Origin of the sequence: Kibdelosporangium philippinense (assembly GCF_021390435.2) — a bacterium.
GTDB classification, from domain to species: Bacteria; Actinomycetota; Actinomycetes; order Mycobacteriales; family Pseudonocardiaceae; genus Kibdelosporangium; species Kibdelosporangium philippinense.
In genome coordinates this window covers 1602810-1624945 of record NZ_JAJVCN010000002.1, presented here as the reverse complement: position 1 = coordinate 1624945, position 22136 = coordinate 1602810, and the positions used below count along the sequence as shown (strand labels likewise).

The following is a 22136-nucleotide window of genomic DNA, read 5'->3' as shown; positions in this document are numbered from 1 at the left end:
TCTATCACCTCAATCAACTGTCCGGACAAGTAGACGACCACGCCAGTCAATGAACAAGAAAGATGCCCTCAATCACCTTCTCCGGGTGTCTTTCCGGCTCTTGCTTGATCAGATACATGAAACCAGTACAAAACGGGCGCAGCATAAAACGGGCTCAGCCAGTCGGCACCAGTCCATTCGTGATCGGCAGCTCATTGACCGTGCCGGGCCTGTTGCCAGGGACGTCCGCAACTGTCAATGTGCGCGAGGCCGCCGTACGTGCCAGCGTTCGTGCCAGCTGGCGGGCGGCGTAGGCGGTCGGACCGTCCACTGTGGCAATTCGGCTGGCCATTCCGGCACGTACTTCGTCCGGTACCTCGTGACCGGTCTTGACCAGCTCGCGGACGGCGATCTCGGTCAGTTCATCCACTGTGTACTCGGCGAAGTCCCAGCCCTGGAGGAAGAACTCCGCAAGCACCGGGATGTCCTCGAACAACGGGACCAACCGGTCCGGCGTGCCAAGCATCACGACGACCGGGTCAACCGGATTGCGCAGCATCGCCCCGACGAGGACCTCGATCACCTCAAGGTCCTCGTCGTTGTCAAGGATGTGCCCTCCGCCGTCCATGTCCAGTACCAGGACACCACCGCTGGCTTCCTCGAAGGCGCCACGTACCAGGCTCTCCGCCTGGCCGGGCCACTGTGGACGGAGTTTGCCCTCAATCGCGACCGGAACGACGTGACCGGACTTCACAATGTCCACTTCGGACATACACTGCGCATAGAGGCGGGCGAGCTGATGACGACCGCTACCTCGCCTTCCGCCGATGACAACGTTGGCCGCGTGCGCCGTCAGCCGTCCCGTCGACTTGAATTCACTGATTCGCAGCAGGCTTGATCGCACGGTGTTGAGCAACGACACCTGGCCGACGAGCCCGTCAAGGCGTCGCCATCCGTTGCTGGCCTTGACAACGGCGACCGGGTCGGCGGTCGCGGTGACGCGGTCGGCGGCAGGCGCCACTTCTGCCAGCTGTTCGAGCTCTGGACGCAGGTCGGCCGCGGTCAACCGGTTGAGCTCGGAGTCCTTGCTTGGTGGTGACATCGCCAGCCGCGATGCCTGGTTGTTCACCATCGCCTCGAACAGTTTGCGCGCGACACGACCGTTTCCGAAGGTGTCGTTCTTCGGCACCCGCTCGAAGTACGTGGTGAGTGCCTGCAGCCCGTCCTCGGTCAGTTCGTAGTAATGCTTGTGGCACAGTCCGGTCGTGATGGTCACGAGTTCGTCCACGCTGTAGTTGGGGAACTCGATCGTGCGGGTAAAGCGGGAGGCGAGACCCGGGTTGGACGCCAGGAACTTCTCCATCAGCTCGGAGTACCCTGCGACGATCACCACAAGCTCGTCGCGCTGGTCTTCCATGATCTTCATCAGCGCGTCGATGGCCTCCTGGCCGAAGTCCGGCCCGTTGCCACCGGTCGGCGCCGACAACGTGTAGGCCTCGTCGATGAACAGCACACCGCCAATGGCCTTCTGCACAACTTCGGTCGTCTTGATCGCCGTCGACCCGATGTACTGCCCGACCAGATCCGCCCTGGCCACTTCGATCATGTGTCCCTTGGCGAGCACGCCGAGCTCGGCGAGCACCGTGCCGTACAACCGGGCGACCGTGGTCTTACCGGTACCTGGCGGGCCCGCAAACACAAGGTGCCTGCTCATCGGCGGCATCGGCAACCCGAGCTTCTTGCGGGTCTCCGACATCTTGATCAGGTTGATCAGGCCGACGACCTCACGCTTCACTCCGGCGAGACCGACGAGCGTCTCCAGTTCGGCCAGTGGTCCCGAGAGCTGCCCCGCCGCGTCGGAAAGCTGGTTGCCCCCTTCAGGTTCCCCTGCCGGTTCCCGTTCGGCCGTCACCAGCTCACTGACCGAAGTGGACGCCGGAGCGGCCTGCTGCTGGTTCGCGGGCTCTTCAACGGTCACCTGGTCGTGATCGCCGAACCGGCGGATCGGCACGCCACCGCTGTCGCGGATCACACATCGGCGTACCAGTACCTGCTCGCGGGTGTCCAGGCTGAACCCGTCCCTGCCACTACCAATGACCTCGCAGTCGCTGAAGCTCGCGGTGACACCGGGATCCACGTTGACGCCATTTCGCTGTGCCGAGCGGACCCGGCACTGTGCGATGTCCGCGGACGCACCGTCGGCGAGGTCGATCCCGTGTCCAGGCGATTCGACGATTTCACTGTCCCGCAATGAGATCTCTGTTCCCGCGGTGGCCCGGATGCCGCCACCACGTAGCAACATGGACGACATTTTCGCGCGCACGTTCTCGGCGAGCGCGATCGCTGCCTCGGTCTTCGCGGTGATCCGGACGTCACGCAACTCGACGCGGGCGGATTCCGACGCGTCGATGGCGGCGAAGCCCGCCGAGTCGATTTCCGCGTCGCCAAGCCGGATCTGGCCACGCTGCTTGATCAGCAGGCCAGGACCGCGGCCGTTGCCGATTCGCACCCCGCTGAACTGGACTTGCGACTCGTCGGTGAGCGTGATGGCCTGCTCGAAGCCGCGTACCGTCAAGCGCTCGAACCGGGGCGAACTGCGTTCGTCGACAAGGACACCCAAGGGTGAATCGGCTACACCGCAGTCAACGAACCGGGGCGACGATCCCCCGGTGACTTGCACCGCGTTGCGTTCGGCGCCGACGAAGTCACACCCGCTCAAGGTCGGCGAGCTGCCACCGGCCACGTGCACGGACTGCACGGCTGCGCCGGTGAACCGGGATTCGCTGATCTGCACCTCGCCCTTGCTGATCAGGTACAGATCGACATTTGCACTGCCGGTGACGCTCAGGCCGCGCACCTTCACCGCACCCTGCTGCTCGGCGACGACGGCTGGCTTGGCCGCACCACTGATCTCACTCTGCTCGACGAGTACCGAACCGTCGCCATTGACGCAGATCCCGTTGCCCTGCGGGCGGATGATCGAACACCGCCGGAGCACCAGTGATCCCTGCTCGGCCACCACGACCGCGGACGACGCCGCTTCGAGGATCTCCGTGTCCTCCACTGTGCTCTGCTTGGGTGACGCGATGACCAAGCCAGCACCGCCGGTGCTGCGCACAGTGCAGCCGCGCAGTGCCAGCGAACCGGTCCCACGGGTGTACATCGTCGCCCACGAGGCACCACCGGCCTCGCAGCTGTCCATCGCGACCTCACCACGCACCACGTCCACAGCGGCGAGTTCACTGTCGTCACACGTCAGAATCAGTCCGTTGAGTTGCACAGCCTCGGCGTTGGCCACGAGCACGCTTCCCTGCCGCGCGAACACCTCGACGGTGCCACGGCCTTCCGCGGCCGTCAGCGTGACCAGCTTCGTGACGACGAGGTTCTCCTCGTACCGTCCAGGTTGGACGTTGATGGTCGCGCCGGGCCTGGCGTTGTCCAGCGCCACACCGATCGTGGGGAACGCGCCCTGATGGTCCTCTCCGACCACGAGCAGCTGACGATTCATCGGTTCAACGCCTTTCTCAGTCGACCAGCAGTCCAGGCAACGCACCGAACCGGTGTGCCGCCGCTGGACCCACCCGGGTGACCGGCCCGGTCCCGGCCCACTTGTCCACCTGGCGGTGCAACGAGTTCAGCGCGAGCTCATCGAGCGACACCCGGTTCTGGTCCACCCGGCCGTCCTCGTCGATCTCCACCGCGGTCAGCTCACGCAGCAGCACCCGCCCGCGACCGGACTCGTCCGCCTCGGTGATCTCCAGCACCTTGAAACTGGTTCCCGGCACGAACAACACCCGGTCGGCCACCCCGTTCTCGCTGGCCTCCAACAACTTGGTGCGCCGGGCAGTCATCGACCAGACCAGGACATCCGTCGTGCCCTGCTGTTCGGCGCAGGGACCGACCAGTGCGTGCAGGAAACCCCACTCGGTGATCAGTTTCCGGTTCCGGTAGAGATCCAGTTCCTGCTCCGACGGCGAAGTCGTGAACACAGCCGGTCCACGGTGTGACGGCAACCTGCTCAGGCCAGCGACGACACACCGGGCGAACGGAACGTGCGGACCGACGGCGCCGGTGCGCAAGGCGCGATCCACGTCTTCGCCGTGCCCGGACAGGTACAGCTGCACCGCCACGGCATCGGTCAGCACCTGGGCTGAGGACCGGGACAGGGCTCCCTGGAATCCTGGGTGTTGCGACAGGACCCGCGCCACAGCCGTTGACATCGTGCCGAACTCCGAAGCCAACGTGCGCCGCAGCCACGCACGTTCGTCATCGATTCCGCGCTTGGCCAGCAAGGCCGAAGCCTCCGGCTCGGGAACCGGCTGGATCCGCGCGTCAGCACGCTCCTTCGCCGGAGCCGAGGTTTCCTGGATCTCGGATCCCGCCTGCTCGACGGGAAGATCCGGCAACTCGACGGACACGACCGCCGGCACGGACAGTTCAAGGGACTCGACCGGCACTTCCTCCACAGTGGACCCAGTAGCAGCGGACACAGCAGCGGAGTCAAGCGGCCCGTCCGGCGCTGCGACCGCCGCGACCGCGGGCAGATCCGGCAGCTGCGGTGCCATCGACCCAGCACCCGTCGATGCAGGCCCCATCGATGCAGGGCCCGGCGTCGGCGAGCTCTCCAACCGGATAGGAGCCGCCGTCGCTGCCGGAATCGCTGGCCGACGTGGGCGCGGGGACGGCCAGAGCACCGACGTGACCTCGGCCTCGTAGCCGATCCCGCCGACCGGCTCAGCCGTGGCCTCCTGCTCAAGCTCGCCAGCGAACCAGTCGACGGTCGTGCTCGGTTCGATCTGCTGCTGCGCGATGCCGACCGGCCGAACAGCCGACTGTGCACCGATGCTCTCAACGGCATGCACGATCCGGCTCACCAACCGGGTGGTCTTGTCCAAGCGCTGCTGCAGATCCTCGGCCAGGTAACGCATCCGCTCAAGGTCGCGATCGTCGACCGCGTCGTACGTCAGGTTGTGCGTGCCAGGGTCAAGCGGAATGGCACGAATGGCATCGGTGTGCGGCGTCGGTGTTGGCGGACGCAGGAGCAGGCCCGACTGGACGACCTCGACGACCGCGTCGATCGAGTACCAGTAGACCTCTGGCGCCACTTCCTGCGCGCCGGCCACCGGCAGACGGTGGCTGATGATCCTGGGAGCCGGTGCTTCCTCACCGTCCTTGGCTGGCCGGTAGGCCAGTTCCCTCGCGAACGAGTACCAGCCGAAGGTGCCGTCGCCGACCACGGTACGGATGTCCGGCTCCGCGGCGACTCCCGTTGGCATCCCGGTGTAGCAGACGATCTCGTGCTTCAGCACGTCCGCGATCATCTGACCGAGCACCGCGCCACGCGGGATCGACATCGGTCCATAGTGGATGAACCGGAGCTTCGCCTTGGTGCCATCCGGCAGCTCACGCCAGAACCGGACGATGTCGTCCATGTTCAGCGGGATACCGCCTGGGCTGCCGAGCACGACGCCGATCACGTCCTGCTGGCACGGCATGGCCTCGATGATCTGCATCCGGTTGTGCTGCAACAGCGGGTCGTCCCCAGCTGGCCGGATCCACACACCGCCTGGCAGCGGTTCGGCGATACCGCGGGCACTGGTCGGGAAGTTCTCCGACATCACGGTGGAGTCCCAGCTCGGCCGGGGGAACCGCTTGGCTTCCCAGCGAGGCGGACGGCCGGGGTGAAACCGCACCCAGCCACTGCTCTGTCCGGCGTGGACGAACAGCGAGCCGCCTGCCCCGCGGATCACCGGGCCGTCCGGCGCGAGCACCGTCCGTCCCAACCGCTGGGCAAGCCAGTGCCCGGCGAGCGCGGTGGTTTCCCTTGACCGGCCGCCGATGACCAGCCGCACGCCACGCCCGCGGCGGGGCAGGGCCGTCGCTACGGCCTCCCACATCGTGATCGGTGAGCCGGCAGGCAAGTCGACGACAACGAGGTCGTGCTCTTCGTCGGCGGCCACCGCCAACGCCAGTTCCTGGGTCTCGCGGGTCATCCGCCCTGCGGGGTAGATCACCAACGCGTTCCCGACGACATGCTTCGCCAGGTCCGCGTCGCTTGAGTCCGTGTGGCGCGTCAGTAGTGGCATCGCCGTCTTCCTCTCTTACTCGCTAACCACGGCCGTGCGCGTGAGCGCGGGACCGGCTGGGATCATCGAAAGCACCTCGGTTCTCATCGGCACGGGTTGCATACCGCTGAGGCCGAGCGCCGTGATGGAGTCGTTGTCCGGAATGAAGTACCGCTTGCCCTGGTCGGTGATCAGGTATCGGTTGGGCACCCGTTGCTTGTCCGCAAGCGGCACCTCCGCGACGAACGTGCCGCGAGTCGGCCGCACGAGTGCGCCGAACGTGTCCACCGATGGCCAGTTCGCCGCACCCTGCGCGATCACGACCCCGGAGGTGATGACGTCCGCGCCGGTCCCGATCTGCTGGATGCACGGACCGCCCGTGAACGGGTCGAACGCGCGCTGCGGCACCAAGTCCGGCAACCGGTTCAGCAGGGTCGGATCCGGCGAGAACCGTGCGGAGACGACAGCTGAGGCGTCGATCTGGACAGCGGGGCGGGCCGAATGGGCGGCAAGCAAGGCATATTCGGTGACCGACATGGAGGCGAGACCGTCGGCGCGCAACACGTAGTGCTGTTCGGTGCCGTTCGCAGGTTTGTGGACGAACAGGTCGCCGACTTTCCTGCGCTGCCCAGCGATTTCCAGCCCGTCCCTGCCAGCCTGCGGGATGACGGCGGCATTGAGGGCAGCCCCTTCCGGGATCAGCCCCAGCCAGAGATCGTTCGCCTTGACCGGAAGCGTCGTTGTCAAGCCGAGTGCCACCCGGCTCTGCACATCCGGCAGCCGGTACTTGGTGCCCCGCCAGACCAGGTAGAGAGCTCCGTTCGGCGCCTCGACCGGTACGTACCGGTCGTCCGGAACGGCATCGATCAGCGCTTGGTCGTCCATGTTCACGCTCAATCCACCGCCGGTTGCCGGACAGAGCAACCAGCGCCCAGGAAGCAGCGAACCGGGCGCGGGCACGGCGTCTGGCGCGCCGCGGATGCCGATCAGTGACCCGCGCGGCAGATCACCGAGCGACGACCGTGAGATCGAGTGCATCGTCGCCCGCTGCCCCTGGATCAACATGGCTGACGCCTGGTTCGGCGTCGGCCGCAGCACTCCGTTGATCATCACGTACCGGACGCCTGACTCCTTCTCCATCAGGATCGCGCCGGGGATCGTCCACGCGGTGTTGCCGCCCGGCCGGATCAGCCCGTACACACCGAACCCGACTCCGACGAGCAGGGCGACCACCAGGCCGATCAGCAGGCCGTTCCACTGCCTGCGGCCCGGCGTCTCGTGCTCGTCCGGGTCACCGGTCACGAACGCCGTGTCCATCCGCCGCATCATGAACTGGTAGGCGTGTACGTGGTCCTTCTGCGTCTGCATCCCGCGTCACCCAGCCAGACCGCGGGCCCAGGCGTACACACCAAGGATCTGCAACAGCACCGGGATCGCCGCGATCGCCGCGATCGATTCGATCCAGTTCGACCGCTGCACCCACACCGGAACCAGCCTGCGGTGCGGCGGACGCAACGCCGCGAACACCAACGCCACCACCACGATCCCCAGGCACACCACCGCGACGGTCCGCCATCCCGGTGTCATGGTCGACCCGAACGAAGTCACCAGCAGGACCACACCGGCCATCCCCGAGGTGATCAGCGCGATCCGTTGCAGTGCACCGAAGAAGGAGGCCGACCGGACCAGCATCGAGATCGTGAAGAGGATCCCGAGCGTCATCGGCGCCCATCCCGGTGCGTCGAACAATGTCTGGTAGGACAATCCGAAGACTGTGGACGCGACCACAACCAGGACGGTCAACATCCGATCGGCGTTGCGTGTGCCGTCGATGACGCTAGCCGCGGGCAACGGGTCGATGTCGTACTGCATCTCCTCGGCCTTGCGCGGCAACTGCGGGCCGCGCAGCCTGCTCATCCGGACGGCCAGCCGGGGCGCGTAGTAGACGAAGCCGAGCAGGACCGTGCCGACGACACCCGCGGTCTGCACGGGATCAAGCCAGCCACTGGTGAAGGGCCACAGCCCGACCAGCGCGACAAGGCCCGCGGCCGCGAGAATGGCGAACGGCGTTATCGGGATCAACGGGATCCAGAAGTACCGTGCCATCAGGATGCACGCCGCGACAACGGCGACCGCGAGACCGCCGAGCCGCACGGGAACCGGTTGCAGATCAAGCGCGCTCGGCACGTCGAACAGGCCGGTCATCGTCGCCAGCCCGATCAGCAGGCAGCCAGGCACGCCGATCACCACGACCAACGCCCGGTCCGTGGTCACCACACCGGACACAATGCACACTGTCACCAGCACGACTCCCAGTGACAGAGCGGAAATCGTGACCGAGGACGCGATCGGGTAGTCCAGCAGCAGCATGGTCATGGCCACAAGCACACCGGCCGTCAACGCTAGGAACACCCACCGGCCCAGTTCCGGTGTCCATCGGTTCTTTTGCCGGTTGACCGAGTTGGCCATGCCTTCGGCGAGATCGTCGAAGTCCATGTCCGGCATGGGGTTCTCGGTCGGCCGCAGGTACAGGACCTCACCGTCGAGCCAGTCGAGCGCTTCCGGGGTGGCACCGGCGTCCATCGGCGGCTCGCCGAGCCGTTGCACCACCCAGGCTCCTGGCGGGCCCGCGGGCGCCCGGCGGGTGCTCTGGTCGGTGGTGTGCTTGACAAGCACCGGCAGCAGCGCCGCGACCGGTATGGAAACCGGCACGGCGAGATCCGCACGGCCGGCTGGGCCGTACACCGTGATCCGGCACAGTTCGGCCGGCTGGACGCTGGTCATTTCCACTCCCGTTGTGCTTCGACCAGTCCGGTCTGGATGAGCTTGATGCCACGCCTTGTCACCAGCTGCGCCCGGCCCGCCACCAGCCTGCGTGGCACAGCCTCGCCGAGGAACCTGCCTTCTTCCTTGGGATACGAGAAGAGCAGGGCGGGCGTGCCGAGTTCCCACATCCGGCGGATCACCGGATCCATCATGGCCCGGTGCGCGCTTGAGGAGGTGCGGGCGACCAACAAGTGCAGTCCGATGTGGACACCCTGGGCGAGCAGCGGCATCAGCGGATCGAGCGGCGACAGTGAGCCAGGCGAGGCGAACAGCTCGTAGTCGTCGACCGCGATGAACACCTGCGGTCCTTCCCACCAGTCCCGCAGCCGCAGCCGCTCAGGGCCGATGTCCTGGCCCGGCACCCGCCTGTTCATCGACACGGCAGCCTTGGCGCACAGGTCACGCAGTGACTCGCTGGTGATCGCGTACCCGACCCGGTACTCCTCGGGCACGTGGCTGTCCAGCTGCCGGTTCGGGTCGCCGAGCACGATCTTCGCCTGCTGCGGCCCGTAGTGCCGCATCACCGAGGACAGCACGAGTTTGAGCGCGTTCGTCTTGCCTGTCTCGTTGTCACCGAAGGCGAGCATGTGCGGCGTCGCTTCGAAGTCGTGCCACACGGGCAGCAGCCGTTGTTCGTCAAAGCCGACGCAGACCCGTACGTCACCTTCGGCGGGTGGCAGCTGCGCGGCAGGCAGTTGCATAGGCAGCATCCGGACCTCTGGGGCGCGGCGGCCCGGCCAGAACGTCGCCGCCTCCTCGGAAACCGCCTTCGTCGCGGTCGGCAGATCGTCCAATGTGGAGCTGCCGTCCATCCTCGGCAGCGCGCCGAGGAAGTGCAGTCCTTCCGACGTGAGGCCACGTCCCGGTTGTGACGGCACCGTCGCGGCTTTCCGCGATCCGACGTCGGATTCCATCGGATCGCCAAGCCGCAGCTCGTAACGGGTACCGAGCATGTCCCGCAACGCGGGCCGGATCTCCGACCACCGGTTGGACGCGATCACCACGTGGATGCCGAACGACAGGCCACGCGCGGCCAGTTCGTTGATCTTGGCTTCCAGGTCCTGGAAGTCCTGCCGGAGCGTGAACCAGCCGTCGACGACAAGGAACACATCGCCGTACGGATCGTTGATCTGGCCGTCGCGGCGCGCGGCACGGTACGCGTTCATCGATTCAAGCCCGCGGTTGGCGAACTCGTGCTCGCGGAACTCCATCACCTGCGACACTTCGGCGATCGTGCGGACAACCCGGTCGTGTTCGAGCCTGGTGGCCACCGAGCCGACATGCGGCAGGCCACTGATCGACATGATGCCGCCGCCACCGAAGTCCAAGCCGTAGAACTGGACCTCGTCCGGCGTGTGCGTCATCGCGAGCGACAACACCAAAGTACGCAGCAGAGTCGACTTGCCCGACTGCGGAGCACCGACCACCGCGACGTGACCGTCCGCACCGGACAGATCAGCCACCAGAAGTTCACGCACCTGCTCGTACGGCCGGTCGATCACGGCGACTGGGGCACGCAACCCGCCACGAACCCCTGGCTCCTCGACAATCATGCCTCGCACAGGATCCGGCAGAACGCCCGGCAGCAACGAGTCGAGGCTCGGCGACTCGGCGAGCGGCGGCAGCCAGACCTGGCGCGCCGAGGGACCGGAACCGTTGAGCCGGGCGATGAACGCCTCGGCCAATGACATCGTCGCGCCTGGCTGCTGTGCCGTGCCCGGCTGCTCGGCAGGCTCCTCCTCGGAGCTGGTCAGCGCGGCGATCAGCTTGCGGCGTGGGTGCGCGTCTGTGATGAACGGAACCACGTCCGGTGGCGCGACCTGAGCAGGCCCCTGGGTTTGTTCCTTGGCGACAGGCACCGGGCCGGACACGTACGCGGCCTTGAACCGCACCAGGTTCGTGGTGTCGATCTTCAAATACCCGTTGCCGGGTTCGGATGGCAGCTCGTAGGCGCTCGCGACACCGATGACGCTGCGCGACTCCATCGACGAGAACGTTTTCAGCGCGATCCGGTACGATAGGTGGCCTTCCACGCGATGGATCCGGCCTTCGTCCAGTCGCTGGGAAGCCAGCAGCAGGTGCACGCCGAGACTGCGACCGAGCCTGCCGACCGAGACGAACAGGTCCATGAACTCCGGTTTGCTGCCGAGCAGCTCGCTGAACTCGTCGACAACCAGCAGCAGCGTGGGGAACGGCACGAGCTGTTCGCCAGCGGCACGGGCTTTCTCGTACTCGAACTGCGATGGATACCCGCTCTGCCTGAGCAGTTCCTGCCTGCGCGTCATCTCACCGTTGAGTGAGTCCTGCATCCGGTCGACCAACGGCAGCTCGTCGGCGAGGTTGGTGATCACGGCCGAGGTGTGCGACAGCTTGTCCATGCCGAGGAAGGTCGCGCCGCCCTTGAAGTCGACGAGGACGAAGTTCAGGATCTCCGACGAGTGCGTCGCGGCCAGCCCGAGCACAAGCGTGCGCAGCAGCTCGCTCTTGCCGGAGCCGGTCGCGCCGATCAGCATCCCGTGCGGACCCATTCCGCCCTGTGCGGACTCCTTCAGGTCGAGCTCGACGACCTCGCCGTCCTCCGTGACACCGACGGGAACGGCGAGCCGGGCTCGTTGCGCCTGCCTTGGCCGCCACAGGCCTGGGACGTCAAAGGTGTGCACGTCCCGGATGCCGAGCAGGGTGGTCAGCTCGAAGTCGCTCTCCAGCGGACGTTCGACCAGTTCGACCGTCCCGCTTGTGCGTCTCGGTGCCAGGATGCGGGCGAGTTGCTCGATCTCGGTCAGCCCGAGCGCGTCGCGCGTGGCCGTGCCCGTCTCGTCACCGGTGGGGAACTCGACGCGGTCCTCGGTCGCGGTGAGCCGCAACACCTTCTCGCCACCGGGCAGCATGCCCGTGATGTCGAGCAGGACCACGTTGCGCAACCCCACGTCGAGCAACCTGGACGAATCCGGGATCGAAGCGAGGTGCACGACGACAACCACGAAAGGCTCGGAAGAACTTGGCGAGACCGACTTGTCGTGCGGGGTGCGGTCGGTGATCTCCACGCCGAGCAGTTCCATCAGCTCGTCGTGATCACAAGCCAGCATCCGCAACGGCCCGGCACCGTCACGCGCCGTCGGATGGGCGTTGTGCGGTGCCCACTTGATCCAATCCCACTCGCCGCGGCACTCCTCGGTGGTGAGCACCGCGATGCGCAGTTCGTCGGGGGCGTGGAACGTCATCAGCTGAGCGAGGATCGCTCTGGCCAGCGCTACCGACGGAACGAGGTCACCAGCGAACTCGATGCTGGTGAAGCTGCGCAGGCCGACGGCGATAGGGATACCCGACACTGTCCGGTACGTCTCGCTGAAGCGCCGCAAGGAGATCGCCGACAGCGGCTCGAGATCCTCGATCGGCTTGGTGGTCGGCGGGACGAACTCGAGGGCAGCCAGCTGCGTGCCAAGCCCGATGCGTACCCGGCCGAAATCCTCGTGGCCTGCCCGCCGTTCCCACAGCCGCGGCCCTTCGGCGATGTGCCACAACCACGCGGGATCTGGGTTATCCCAGCCGACCGCGAGGCGCTGTTCGTCCGCGCTGTCACGGGCTTTGGTCCGCAGCTGACCGATGTAGCGCAGGTAGTCCCTGCGTTCGCCGGCCATCTTGCGTTTGCGCTCCGAACCGGCCCGGCCCATCTGGCCGAGCCCCATACTGATCATGGCGATGCCCATGGCACCACCCATCATGTAGATGAAGGGCGAAGTGCCCGCGGCGCCGGAGAAGGCGAGGATCATCACGAACCCGCCCATACCCATGGGCAGGAACATCAACAGCGACAACATGTCGCGTGGCGCGGGCTCGGCCACCACTGGTGGTTCCTGCAACTCCACCTGGCCGCTGGGCACCGGTGGCCCAGCGACCCGTGGGCCGCGCTTGACGGTGACCGTTGTCATTCAATGACTCCCTTGGCGTTGACGCCGCCCTTGCCGATCCACGCCGAGTCGTCCTGACTCAGCAGATCGGCGATGACGCGCTCGCCCTCTTCTTCCTCGTCCGGCTCGTCGGACTCGTCGTCATCGTCTGGTTTTTCGTGCTCGTCCTCGATCAGCTCCGGCCGCTCCTCGGCACTGCAGTAGATCGGTTCCACCTCAACGATCTTGGAGTCCTCGCCCGGCTGCCAGCGCTGGAAGGTCTGGTCCTCCCACGGCTCGGTGGTCCGCATCACGTAGTCGGTGGTCACGGTCTCCTCGGTCTTCTTCCGGTCGCGCACCGCGAGCGAAGCGGCGAACGGAAGGAAGGCCAACGTGCCCACGTCCCACGCTGACGTGTCCTCCTTCGTGTCCGGCACCCGCACGACCGGCACCGCGTCGATACCGGCGCGTGTCGGCTCCTTGTGAACAGGGACGTCCGGCGCGGCCGGTTCGGATGCCCCGGCAGGCGACCACGACGTCTTTTCGCCACCGAACAACCCGGCCGATCCCGGCCGCGGCGCCGCGCTTGTACCTGCCCCTGCCGGTGGCGGAGTCACCGGCGGCAGCACCGGAACGACCGGTCCACCGTCCGCATTGGACGGAAGCGGGCCCGCAGCCCACTCCTCGGGCTCGTCCGACGCCACCGCGCCGTCCGGCGCGACCGGTGTGACCCCGTAGGAATCCCTGGTCTGCCAAGGCTTCGTCTCACCACCGAGCAAGCCAGACGAATCCGGCCGATCAGCACCACCGGCACCAGCGCCAGCCCCCGCACCTGGCGGCGGCATCATCGGCGGCCCACCACTGGCAGTCACACCATCGGGACTCGTAGCCCAGTCCTCCGGCTTGTCCGGCGACAACGCACCGAAATCAGCACTCGGACCACCCGTCTTCCCGTCCGAACCCGTGACCTCCCAAGGCTTCTTCTCACCACCGAGCAGACCGGACGAATCCGGCCGATCAGCACCACCACCACCACCCCCACCAGCCCCGGCACCCGGCGGCATCATCGGCGGCGGCACACCCGCACCAGGCGACGGAACGGCCCCGGGCGGTGGCACCGCTGACGTCGGCGGTGGCGTGCCCTCCGGCAGGTTCACCGGCGGCGGCAGGCCAGGACCCCTGTCCTGATCGGTACCGGAGCCACCCGGACCACCACCGGCAGCCCAGTCGGCTGGTTTGCCACCGGGCGGCTGGGAACCCCCGCCGGTAGGCGGCTTCTCCAGGTCGGGTGGTGGCGGAACCTTGGTCTCCCAAGGCTTCTTCTCACCACCGAGCAGACCGGACGAGTCCGGCCGGTCGGCACCACCACCACCGGCACCAGGACCACCACCACCGGCACCCGGCGGCATCATCGGTGGCGGCATTCCACCGCCACCGCGCTGATCAAGGCCACCAGGCCCATTTCCGCCGCCCGCGACCCAGTCACTCGGGTTAGGCGGCGGCACGTTGACCGGCGGCACGCTCGCTGGCGGCGGCGCACCACCACCTGGGGGCGGCACACTCGACGACGACGGCGGCGGCGCACCACCACCGCCACCACCACCAGGCGGCGCCACGCTCGACGGCGGCGGCACGCTCGCAGGCGGCGGCACGCTCGCAGGCGGCGGAACGGACGTCGGAGGCGGCGCACTCGGCGGGGGCACGTTCACGGGAGGCGGCAAGCCGCCACCACGGTCATCTCTGCTCGTGTCGGGATTGTTGCCCCCTGGGCCGTTGCTGCTCCCAGGCGGTCCGTTGCCGATGGACGGCGGATCCGGCAACCTCGGCGGCGGCGCACCGTTTCCACTACGGTTGTTCCCGGAATTGCCGCCCGGACCGCCGCCCCCCGGTCCGACGGGCGGTGGGAGAGCACGGTTGGTGTCGCCACCACCAGTACCGGGCGGAGGCGGACCGCCTATGCCGCCGTTGTTGAACGGTGGTGGCGGGGAGATGCTGCGGTTTTCGCTGCCAGGGCCGCCACCACCAGGGCCACCGTTGGCGTTGCCCACGTTGAAGGGCGGAGGCGGACCACCATTCCCAGCAGTTGACGGCGGAGGCGGACCACCATTCCCAGCAGTTGACGGCGGAGGCGGACCACCATTCCCAGCGGTCGACGGCGGAGGCGGACCACCATTCCCAGCAGTTGACGGCGGAGGCGGACCACCATTCCCAGCGGTCGACGGCGGAGGCGGAGGACCACCAGGTGGCGGAGCGCCAGGCGGCGGAGTGGCACCGGCCGGGGTCGGCGGGATAGGTGTAGGCAGAACGACGGCGCTGACGGTGACGTTGTACTGCTGCGCTAGGATCCGGATGACCTGCTTCATGTCGTTGGTCATCTGTTCGGGAAGTCCAGGGAACGCCGAGACGGTGGCCAGGCCGTTACTGGTCTTGCCCTGCTCGTTCACCCACGTCGCGTAGTACTTGTCGATGCGCTGGATCACGTCCTGCGCCCATCGCAGATAGTTGCCGCTGTTGAACAGCTGGCTCGGCACACTCGACGCTCCGGACGAGCCACCGGCGATCTGCTCGGCCTTCGCGCGCAACTTGAGTGCGAAGTTGTCCATCGCGTTCTGGAAGCTGACCGCTCCCTGCCCTTGCCACCCGCCGCCTTCGCCAGCGAGCGATCCAGCGGCCTTGCTGATCTGAGCAGCGAGCTGCTCCAAGTTGGCCTGCACCCGCCCGAAGACCATGGAGGCCGTGAACAAGGTCTGCGGATCGATCAGCCCGGCGATCCGCGCGGCTCCGCCACCCGACGGCGGCATGGACGCACCGCCGAGGATGGCAGCCCGGATCTCCTTCCACGTCCACGACTCGAAGTCGTTGAGGTTCTGGAACGACGCGTTGGGGTCGACGAACACCCCGTCGGAGTTCTCGGTGAATCCTGTCGCCGGCATACCCACTCACCTTGGACCGCTTGCGCTTATCGGGAATCAGGGCCGATGCACCACTGTGGACGCCTCAGGCGCCGATGTTCAGGCCGTTCACGTCGCTGACAACCTGGTTCATCATCAACGCGACCTCGCGAGCGTCGGCCGCGTTGAGTTCCTCAGTGGACTTGTACTTGTCGGCGATGCTGTAGCACGTCTGCTGAGCGTGCGTCAGTGTGTTCTCAACGCTGATCAGCATTTCGATCGTCTTGCCGAGGAGCGCGCCGCCGTTGATCTTGTCGGCTAGTGTTCTCGCCGCACCGAAGTAACCCGGTTTGATCCCGCCCACACCGGCGAGCTCCTGTAGTTCCTTGCGCCGGTCCTGGACCGCGGGGATCAGTGTTCCGCACCAGTCTCCGAACTTCCTGATGTCCTCGACGCTGACGACCGTGCCACCATCGGCTCCACCGCCTCCACCTGAGAAGGTCGGTGGCTTGTGGTTTTCCAGCCCCGAGCCGCCACCGAAGGGCATCGGCTGGTAGTCCGGGTCGTAGGGGTCGTCCGGCTTGTCGAAGTAAGGGTGGACGCTCTTGGAGTCGCCCTTCGTCCAGCTGTCGTCCCGGCCGCCGAAATCAGGCCGGTTCGCCTCGTTCTCGGCTTGTTTTTGTGCCTCCGCGTCCTTGTTCTGCTGATGTTCGGTTACGGCGGTGTGGCCGCCTTCCATTGATGGCATGTCGTCGGCATCCTTCCGGCGAGTTGATCAGTCTCGGAGGCTCGTAGGTGAAGACCGGGCGGGACCACGTCCCGCCCGGCTGTGAAGCAGGATCACCAAATGGAAGCGGCGTACTTGTCCGCTGCGGTGTAGCCCTCGGTGATGTCTGCCAGCGCCTTCGCGGCCTGCTTCAGCGACGTCTCACACTGAGCGTTGCCTGCGCGCCACTCCGCCTCGTACGTCCCGAACCGGTTCTTGGACTCACCGTCCCACAGCTCGAGCTGTGCGCGGTTGCTTGCCAGCAGCTGCTCGACGTATGAGGTCATGTTGTCGCTGGCCCGCTGCATCGCCTGCATGGTGGCGATACCGTCGGCTTCCCTGAACGTGTACGTAGGTGAGCTCATCGCACACTCCTAGTCGGTAGTTGGGTCACGTCACACGCCTTCGAGCCCGGTACCTACACTGCTGGCGGTCCTGACGGCATCCGACTCGGTGTTGCCGAACACAACGCCGTTGCGCTGCATCAACTCACCCATGTTACGCAGCGCGTCGATGGACTTCTGGAAGCCCGCGAGCCACGAGTCGATGCCGGAGTAGAACCGGTTCGCCGCCTCTCCGGTCCAGGCCCCTCGCAGGCTGTTGATCTGGTTTTCGATGTTGGTCTTCTCAGTCGTGAAGTCCTCGACCCGCTGCTGGATCGTGTTCTGCGACTGGCTCATGCCGTCGAGCGTTACGGAAATATGAGGTGACGACACCGCGCCCTCCGTTCCTCATCGGAAGTTCTCGGGCGGCATGGCCACGGCCGCGCCAAACCCGAACAGGTTTCATATTGAGGCAGGTAACGAATCGAGGTCGCGAGCAGCCAAATCTGTGCACTGACGTCCCCGTTCGACAGAAAGCTAACGGCACGACCTTTCAATCCGCAACAGTCGTGCCCGAAAAACCAACCCAGATTTTCCCGTTGTTACCACGTCAGCCGTGGCAAAAGAATGCCACCGCCAGTACAGCGGCGACGTGTTTATAGTGTCCATCGTTCCCACTCGGGAACAACACACTCACCCCCACCTGACCCGGCCGACGTCAGCAGTTCTTTCTGCCTGGCACGGCCGGGTCGGGCACCGAAAAAGGTCGGCAACGATCTTGCTTTGCTGACTCAAATCACCAGATCAAAGCACGTTTGACCAGCCCGATGACGCCGTATCGCATCGATCGTCACAGAGCGCGACACCCCGGGTTGCCGACACCCCAGCGCGCACAGCCATTGAATACTGTTCACCGAAATCGGCGAACGTGCAGCACTGCGCATTGTTGACCTTTTCGTTGCCATCCTGTATCCCGACGGATACGACGACCATGACCACGGCATTCGCTGGACGCCATTCCGCGATTGAACCGGCACGTCACCGCACAGGGTGAACTAAGAAACTTTTGGTCGCGACCGCTTGACCAAAAGTGCCGCAAGATCCCACCAAAGAACGCCCGGCCACGCCTAACCAAAACGGGCGAGATTGTCAAATTCCCACGTCGCGTTCCAGCGGCACGAAAATGACCCGACCAGCCAGGCGGTTTTACCAATTCAATAGACACCACTACCCGGGGTGATCGACCCTATGCCAAATACCTACCGCCGGCACCAAGCACCCGACGGCGGCGTGAGCGTCCACAATGGACGAACGAACCCCAAGATCGAACTTCAGTATCCGAAGTTCTGCGTCCACCAATGTCCTTCATCGCTGATGAACAAGCCGACGCCGATCGCCGCGAAGTCGGGATGCAGGATGTTCGCGCGATGCCCAGGGCTGCGCATCCACGCTTCCACAACCGATGCGGCCGATGTCAGTCCAAAGGCGACGTTCTCGCCCGCCGGTTGTGCGTAGCCAACGGCGAGCATCCGCTCCCACGTGTCGGGCTCACCGGGGACTTGATGGGCACAAACGCCTTGCCGTGCCATTTCGGCACTGTGCAGGCGTGCTGACAGTCGCAGCCGCTCGTCTGTGCGCAGCGCGGCCAAGTCATACCAGCTACGTTGCAGGTTGACCAACGAGCGGACCTTGTCCTCCATCCACGCTCGTTCCACCGCGCGCCCAAGACTCACACCGGAAGAGTAATCCGCGGTGGCCGAACGGAACCCAGTTGTCCCGCGTTGACTCGGGCCCATAGCCAATGAACGCCAGCCAGTGTATGGATGAGCGGGGGCATGTCGAGACTCTGAGGGGACTGCGATGAAGGTCGTCATCATCGGTGGGGCTGGCGGGATTGGTTCGTCGGCCGCTTTCAACCTGCTGCGGGTTGCCGGGACGTATGAGGTTGTGCTCGTCGACACCAGGCCGAACATGATCACCAGTCACACGATGGACCTGGAGAATGCCGCTGCGCTTGGATCGAGCCCGACGACGGTTCGTGGTGGGACGGCCGAGGATGCCCTCGATGCCGACATCGTGGTGGTCAGCGCGGCGGTTCCCCTGCGGCTCAACACTTCGCGGCTCGTCTACCTTGCCGAGAATGCCCGCATCGTCGACGAGGTGCTCGCGCCGCTGGCCAGCTCGGCCTTCCAGGGCTTGGTGCTGCTGGTGACCAACCCGGTCGATCCGCTGACCACCTACGTCCACCGGCAGGGGTGGGTGCCGAGGCACCGGCTCATCGGCTACACCCTCAACGACAGCCTGCGCCTGCGTACCGGGATCGCCGAGGCGCTCAACGCGCACCCGCGGGACGTCGATGCCTGGGTGATCGGTGACCATGGGGACGGCCAGGTGCCGCTGTACAGCCGCGTCAGCGTGGGCGGGCAGCCGGTGACTCTCACGGACGAGCAGCTCGCGGCCACGAAGGCCTACACCGACACCTGGTACCAGCGGCATGTCGCCCTCGACTCTGGCCGGACCACGACCTGGACCACTGGGCTCGGGATCGCGGTCATGATCGAGGCCATCGCCACCGAATCCGGCGCCGTCCTGCCTGCGTCCGTCGTTCTTGACGGCGAGTATGGCGTCGACGGAGTCAGCTTGTCCGTGCCTGTGGTGCTCGGGCGCAAGGGCCTCGACCGGATCGAGGAATGGGGTCTCACCGAGGGTGAGCGCCGGGCCATGAGCAGCGCCGCTGCCGATGTCGCCAGGACGCTCGACGAGCTCGACCAGGCCTAATTGGCCCAATTCTGAAACTGCGGCGAAACCTTGGACTCGGCATGCTGGACTTTTGTGTCCTCGTGCACAGAAGGGACGAACGGTGCGGGTGCTGGTCGTCGAGGACGACGAGGAAATGGCGCGCACGATCGGGATCGGGCTGCGCCGGGCCAGAATGTCCGTCGATATCGCGCTTGACGGGCCAAGTGGACTGGAACGGGCCCTGGTCAACGACTACAACGTGATCGTGCTCGATCGGGACCTGCCCTGCATGCACGGTGACGGGGTTTGCGCCGAATTGGTCAAGGGCGGGTGCCAGAGCCGGGTACTCATGCTGACGGCCGCGTCGAGCACCGAGGACCTGGTCGACGGGCTGGCCATTGGCGCCGACGACTACCTGCCGAAGCCATTCGACTTCCCGGTGCTCGTCGCACGAATCAGCGCGCTGGCCGGCGTAGCCAGCCCGCCCATCCGCCCATGCTCCGGCACGGTGAGCTGGTCGTGGACACCTCGCAGCGCACGGTTCATCGCGGCGATGAGGAGCTGCAGCTCACCCACAAGGAGTTCGGGGTCCTCGAACTGCTCCTGGCCGCTCAGGACCGGATCGTGTCGGCCGAGGAGCTGCTCGAGCGGGTCTGGGACGAGCAGGCGGATCCGTTCACCAACGCCGTGAAGATCACGGTCAGCAGGCTGCGGACGAAACTCGGCGATCCGCCGGTCATCCAGACGGTCGCCAAGTCCGGTTATCGAATCTGACCGGCATGGGCCTCGCGAGCCGGCTGGCCGGCAAAGGATTGCCGCGGCGGCCCTTGCGGCTGCGGCTCACTCTGGTTTACGGCAGCCTCTTCCTGGTTTCCGTGATCGCGCTGCTTGCGCTGACCTACGTGCTGGTGGACAACGCCACTCAGGGGGCGTTGCCCTTCAAGGGTGACGGTGGCATCGCTGGCACCGTCGACGAGCGGTACAACCAGCCTGGCATCCCCGCCCCCGGCGAGGCGCCGGAACTCACCGGCATGCCAACAAATGAGCAAATGCAGGCGTTGCGCGACGGGGCGGTGCAGCAACGCAACGACAACATGAACCAGCTGCTGGTACAGGGTGGGATCGCGCTGGCGATCACGGATCGTCGCGGGCGTCGTAGTCGCCATCATCCCGCGGTTCGGCGGGTGGCTCGTCGCTGCGTGGCTGGCCGCGATCATCATCAATCTGCTTTCCCTGCCCGGTTTCTACGACGTCGCGCCCCGCGACTTCGGGCTGCTGGTCGCAGCGGTGGCGCTGGCGAGTCTGGCAGCTCAGTACGCGCCGGGACGCTCCGCACGGACCTGATCGCCGAAAATCGGTAGACCGTCCAATCGGGATTCGGTACAGTTCCCCCGAAATCCGTGCTGCCATCCGAGTGCAGTGCGCCGCGATTAGAGGGGGCAGGCCGTGTTGCGTCACGAAGCCGTTGCCCTGCAGTCGCGATACGAGGTGATCCTGATGTCTTCGCGCGCCCGGTGCCGGCTGCGCGGCCGGCACCGGACCCGGTGACGAATACCCAGCGCCATTGAACCGTGCGGCCCTTAAGCGGCCGCACGTTCCCGCGGGTCGATGTCCCGTGAATCGCGCCGACATGTTCTCTGATCACCCTGAAAGGGCAATGAGGTAATCTCACCAAGATTCTGGTTCGTTTGTTGAGCCGCGAAGCTGCTCGGACGAGCGCTGGTCGATGTACTGGGGAGTGGTGAGACCCGGGGAAAGATGGGCGGGGAGCCCTTGGTAGAACTGGATTGCGAAGATCAAGTCCGGACCAGAAGGCTCCCCGTGATTGCGTATCGTGCCATGCTCGATGTCCCGCGTGAACTGGCCCTCTACCTCAGCCGGCTGCTGCACGCCGAACGCCGCCGACGCGGCACCCGCAAGAACAGCAGGGCGTTGACCTGCTTTCGCCACGCGGTGCTGGGCCTGCGCTGGTTCCGGCAGAACACCGACGTCCCCGCCCTGGCTCGCGATCACGGCATCTCCCGCGCCACCGGCTACCGCTACTTGGATGAGGTCGTCATCGTGCTCGCCGAGCAGGCGCCGGACCTGCATGAGGCCCTGCAGCGGGCCAAGGATGAGGGCACGGCCTACGTGATCCTCGATGGAAAGGTCTTCTCCGCCGATCGCTGTAGCGAGAAAACGTTGAGCGTGAAAGGCGAGCCGATCGACCTGTGGTACTCCGGCAAAGCCCGCGAGCACGGCGGCAACATCCAAGCGCTGTGCGCGCCGGACGGTTTTCCGTGGTGGGTCTCGGATGTCGAGCCCGGTTCACTCCATGACTTGACCGTGGCGCGCGAGCATGTGCTGGGTGCGCTGTACTGGGCCGCCTCGCACCTTGATCTGCCGACGCTGGCCGATGGCGGCTACGACGGTGCCGGCATCGGCGTGCACACCCCGGTCAAACAGCCTGCCGATGGCCAGGTCCTCGACGTGGACACCCGCACACGCAACGCTCTGCTGCGTGGCCTACGGTGTCTGGGCGAACGTGGTTTCGCCCTACTCACCGAACGCTGGCGCAGCCTGCGGCATCTCACCGCCAACCCCAGCAAGATCGGCGACATCATCAAAGCCGCCCTTGTCCTCACGCATTTCGAACACGGCAAGATCGCGTGAAAGTCGCT

At 66.0% G+C, this 22136-nt stretch carries 13 protein-coding genes and 1 pseudogene; 4 read left to right on the top strand and 10 right to left on the bottom strand.

The window, feature by feature from the left end:
• Window positions 1-154: 154 nt before the first annotated feature.
• The 10 genes from LWC34_RS26595 to LWC34_RS26550 form a co-directional block, all read right to left on the bottom strand.
• Window positions 155-3487, bottom strand: coding sequence for a right-handed parallel beta-helix repeat-containing protein (locus LWC34_RS26595; protein WP_233727863.1), 3333 nt, complete (start codon window positions 3485-3487; stop codon window positions 155-157).
• A gap of 16 nt (window positions 3488-3503) precedes the next feature.
• Window positions 3504-6065, bottom strand: coding sequence for a hypothetical protein (locus LWC34_RS26590; RefSeq protein ID WP_233727862.1), 2562 nt, complete (start codon window positions 6063-6065; stop codon window positions 3504-3506).
• 15 nt (window positions 6066-6080) lie between these two features.
• Window positions 6081-7412, bottom strand: a complete 1332-nt coding sequence (eccB, locus tag LWC34_RS26585) for a type VII secretion protein EccB (protein ID WP_233727861.1) — start codon at window positions 7410-7412, stop codon at window positions 6081-6083.
• Between the two features lie 6 nt (window positions 7413-7418).
• Entirely contained in the window at window positions 7419-8828 is a 1410-nt protein-coding gene (gene eccD, locus LWC34_RS26580; protein ID WP_233727860.1) for a type VII secretion integral membrane protein EccD, read from the bottom strand.
• Window positions 8825-12799: a type VII secretion protein EccCa gene (gene eccCa, locus LWC34_RS26575; protein ID WP_233727859.1), complete on the bottom strand. Its 3975-nt coding sequence runs from the start codon at window positions 12797-12799 to the stop codon at window positions 8825-8827. Before eccCa ends, eccD begins: the two co-directional genes overlap by 4 nt.
• Window positions 12796-15690 (bottom strand): hypothetical protein, encoded by a 2895-nt coding sequence (locus LWC34_RS26570; protein WP_233728958.1) that lies wholly within the window; start codon window positions 15688-15690, stop codon window positions 12796-12798. Before LWC34_RS26570 ends, eccCa begins: the two co-directional genes overlap by 4 nt.
• Before the next feature lie 64 nt (window positions 15691-15754).
• Window positions 15755-16396 carry a hypothetical protein gene (locus tag LWC34_RS26565; RefSeq protein ID WP_233727858.1) on the bottom strand — a complete coding sequence of 214 codons (642 nt, stop codon included), beginning with the start codon at window positions 16394-16396 and terminating at the stop codon, window positions 15755-15757.
• Window positions 16397-16488: 92 nt separating this feature from the next.
• Window positions 16489-16779 (bottom strand): WXG100 family type VII secretion target, encoded by a 291-nt coding sequence (locus tag LWC34_RS26560; RefSeq protein WP_233727857.1) that lies wholly within the window; start codon window positions 16777-16779, stop codon window positions 16489-16491.
• 30 nt (window positions 16780-16809) lie between these two features.
• A complete protein-coding gene (locus LWC34_RS26555; RefSeq protein WP_308200138.1) occupies window positions 16810-17130 on the bottom strand; it encodes a WXG100 family type VII secretion target in 321 nt (106 codons plus the stop codon).
• 938 nt (window positions 17131-18068) lie between these two features.
• Window positions 18069-18470, bottom strand: coding sequence for a CAP domain-containing protein (locus LWC34_RS26550; protein ID WP_233727855.1), 402 nt, complete (start codon window positions 18468-18470; stop codon window positions 18069-18071).
• 127 nt (window positions 18471-18597) lie between these two features.
• Between LWC34_RS26550 and LWC34_RS26545 the strand changes: the two genes are divergently transcribed.
• The 4 genes and pseudogenes from LWC34_RS26545 (at window position 18598) to LWC34_RS26530 (ending at window position 22128) form a co-directional block, all read left to right on the top strand.
• Window positions 18598-19515, top strand: coding sequence for a malate dehydrogenase (locus LWC34_RS26545; RefSeq protein ID WP_233727854.1), 918 nt, complete (start codon window positions 18598-18600; stop codon window positions 19513-19515).
• A gap of 82 nt (window positions 19516-19597) precedes the next feature.
• Window positions 19598-20250: pseudogene (locus LWC34_RS26540) on the top strand (response regulator transcription factor).
• 5 nt (window positions 20251-20255) lie between these two features.
• Window positions 20256-20837 (top strand): hypothetical protein, encoded by a 582-nt coding sequence (locus LWC34_RS26535; RefSeq protein ID WP_233727853.1) that lies wholly within the window; start codon window positions 20256-20258, stop codon window positions 20835-20837.
• Between the two features lie 460 nt (window positions 20838-21297).
• Complete coding sequence (locus tag LWC34_RS26530) at window positions 21298-22128, top strand: transposase family protein (protein ID WP_233722716.1); 831 nt, start codon at window positions 21298-21300, stop codon at window positions 22126-22128.
• The last annotated feature ends 8 nt before the right edge of the window (window positions 22129-22136 follow it).

What these genes read in the sequence shown, in the direction of transcription:
- LWC34_RS26595 (WP_233727863.1), bottom strand. Translation starts at nt 3,487, where the DNA reads ATGAATCGTCAGCTGCTCGTGGTCGGAGAGGACCATCAGGGCGCGTTC.
- LWC34_RS26590 (WP_233727862.1), bottom strand. Translation starts at nt 6,065, where the DNA reads ATGCCACTACTGACGCGCCACACGGACTCAAGCGACGCGGACCTGGCG.
- eccB (WP_233727861.1), bottom strand. Translation starts at nt 7,412, where the DNA reads ATGCAGACGCAGAAGGACCACGTACACGCCTACCAGTTCATGATGCGG.
- eccD (WP_233727860.1), bottom strand. Translation starts at nt 8,828, where the DNA reads ATGACCAGCGTCCAGCCGGCCGAACTGTGCCGGATCACGGTGTACGGC.
- eccCa (WP_233727859.1), bottom strand. Translation starts at nt 12,799, where the DNA reads ATGACAACGGTCACCGTCAAGCGCGGCCCACGGGTCGCTGGGCCACCG.
- LWC34_RS26570 (WP_233728958.1), bottom strand. Translation starts at nt 15,690, where the DNA reads ATGCCGGCGACAGGATTCACCGAGAACTCCGACGGGGTGTTCGTCGAC.
- LWC34_RS26565 (WP_233727858.1), bottom strand. Translation starts at nt 16,396, where the DNA reads ATGCCATCAATGGAAGGCGGCCACACCGCCGTAACCGAACATCAGCAG.
- LWC34_RS26560 (WP_233727857.1), bottom strand. Translation starts at nt 16,779, where the DNA reads ATGAGCTCACCTACGTACACGTTCAGGGAAGCCGACGGTATCGCCACC.
- LWC34_RS26545 (WP_233727854.1), top strand. Translation starts at nt 18,598, where the DNA reads ATGAAGGTCGTCATCATCGGTGGGGCTGGCGGGATTGGTTCGTCGGCC.
- LWC34_RS26535 (WP_233727853.1), top strand. Translation starts at nt 20,256, where the DNA reads ATGGGCCTCGCGAGCCGGCTGGCCGGCAAAGGATTGCCGCGGCGGCCC.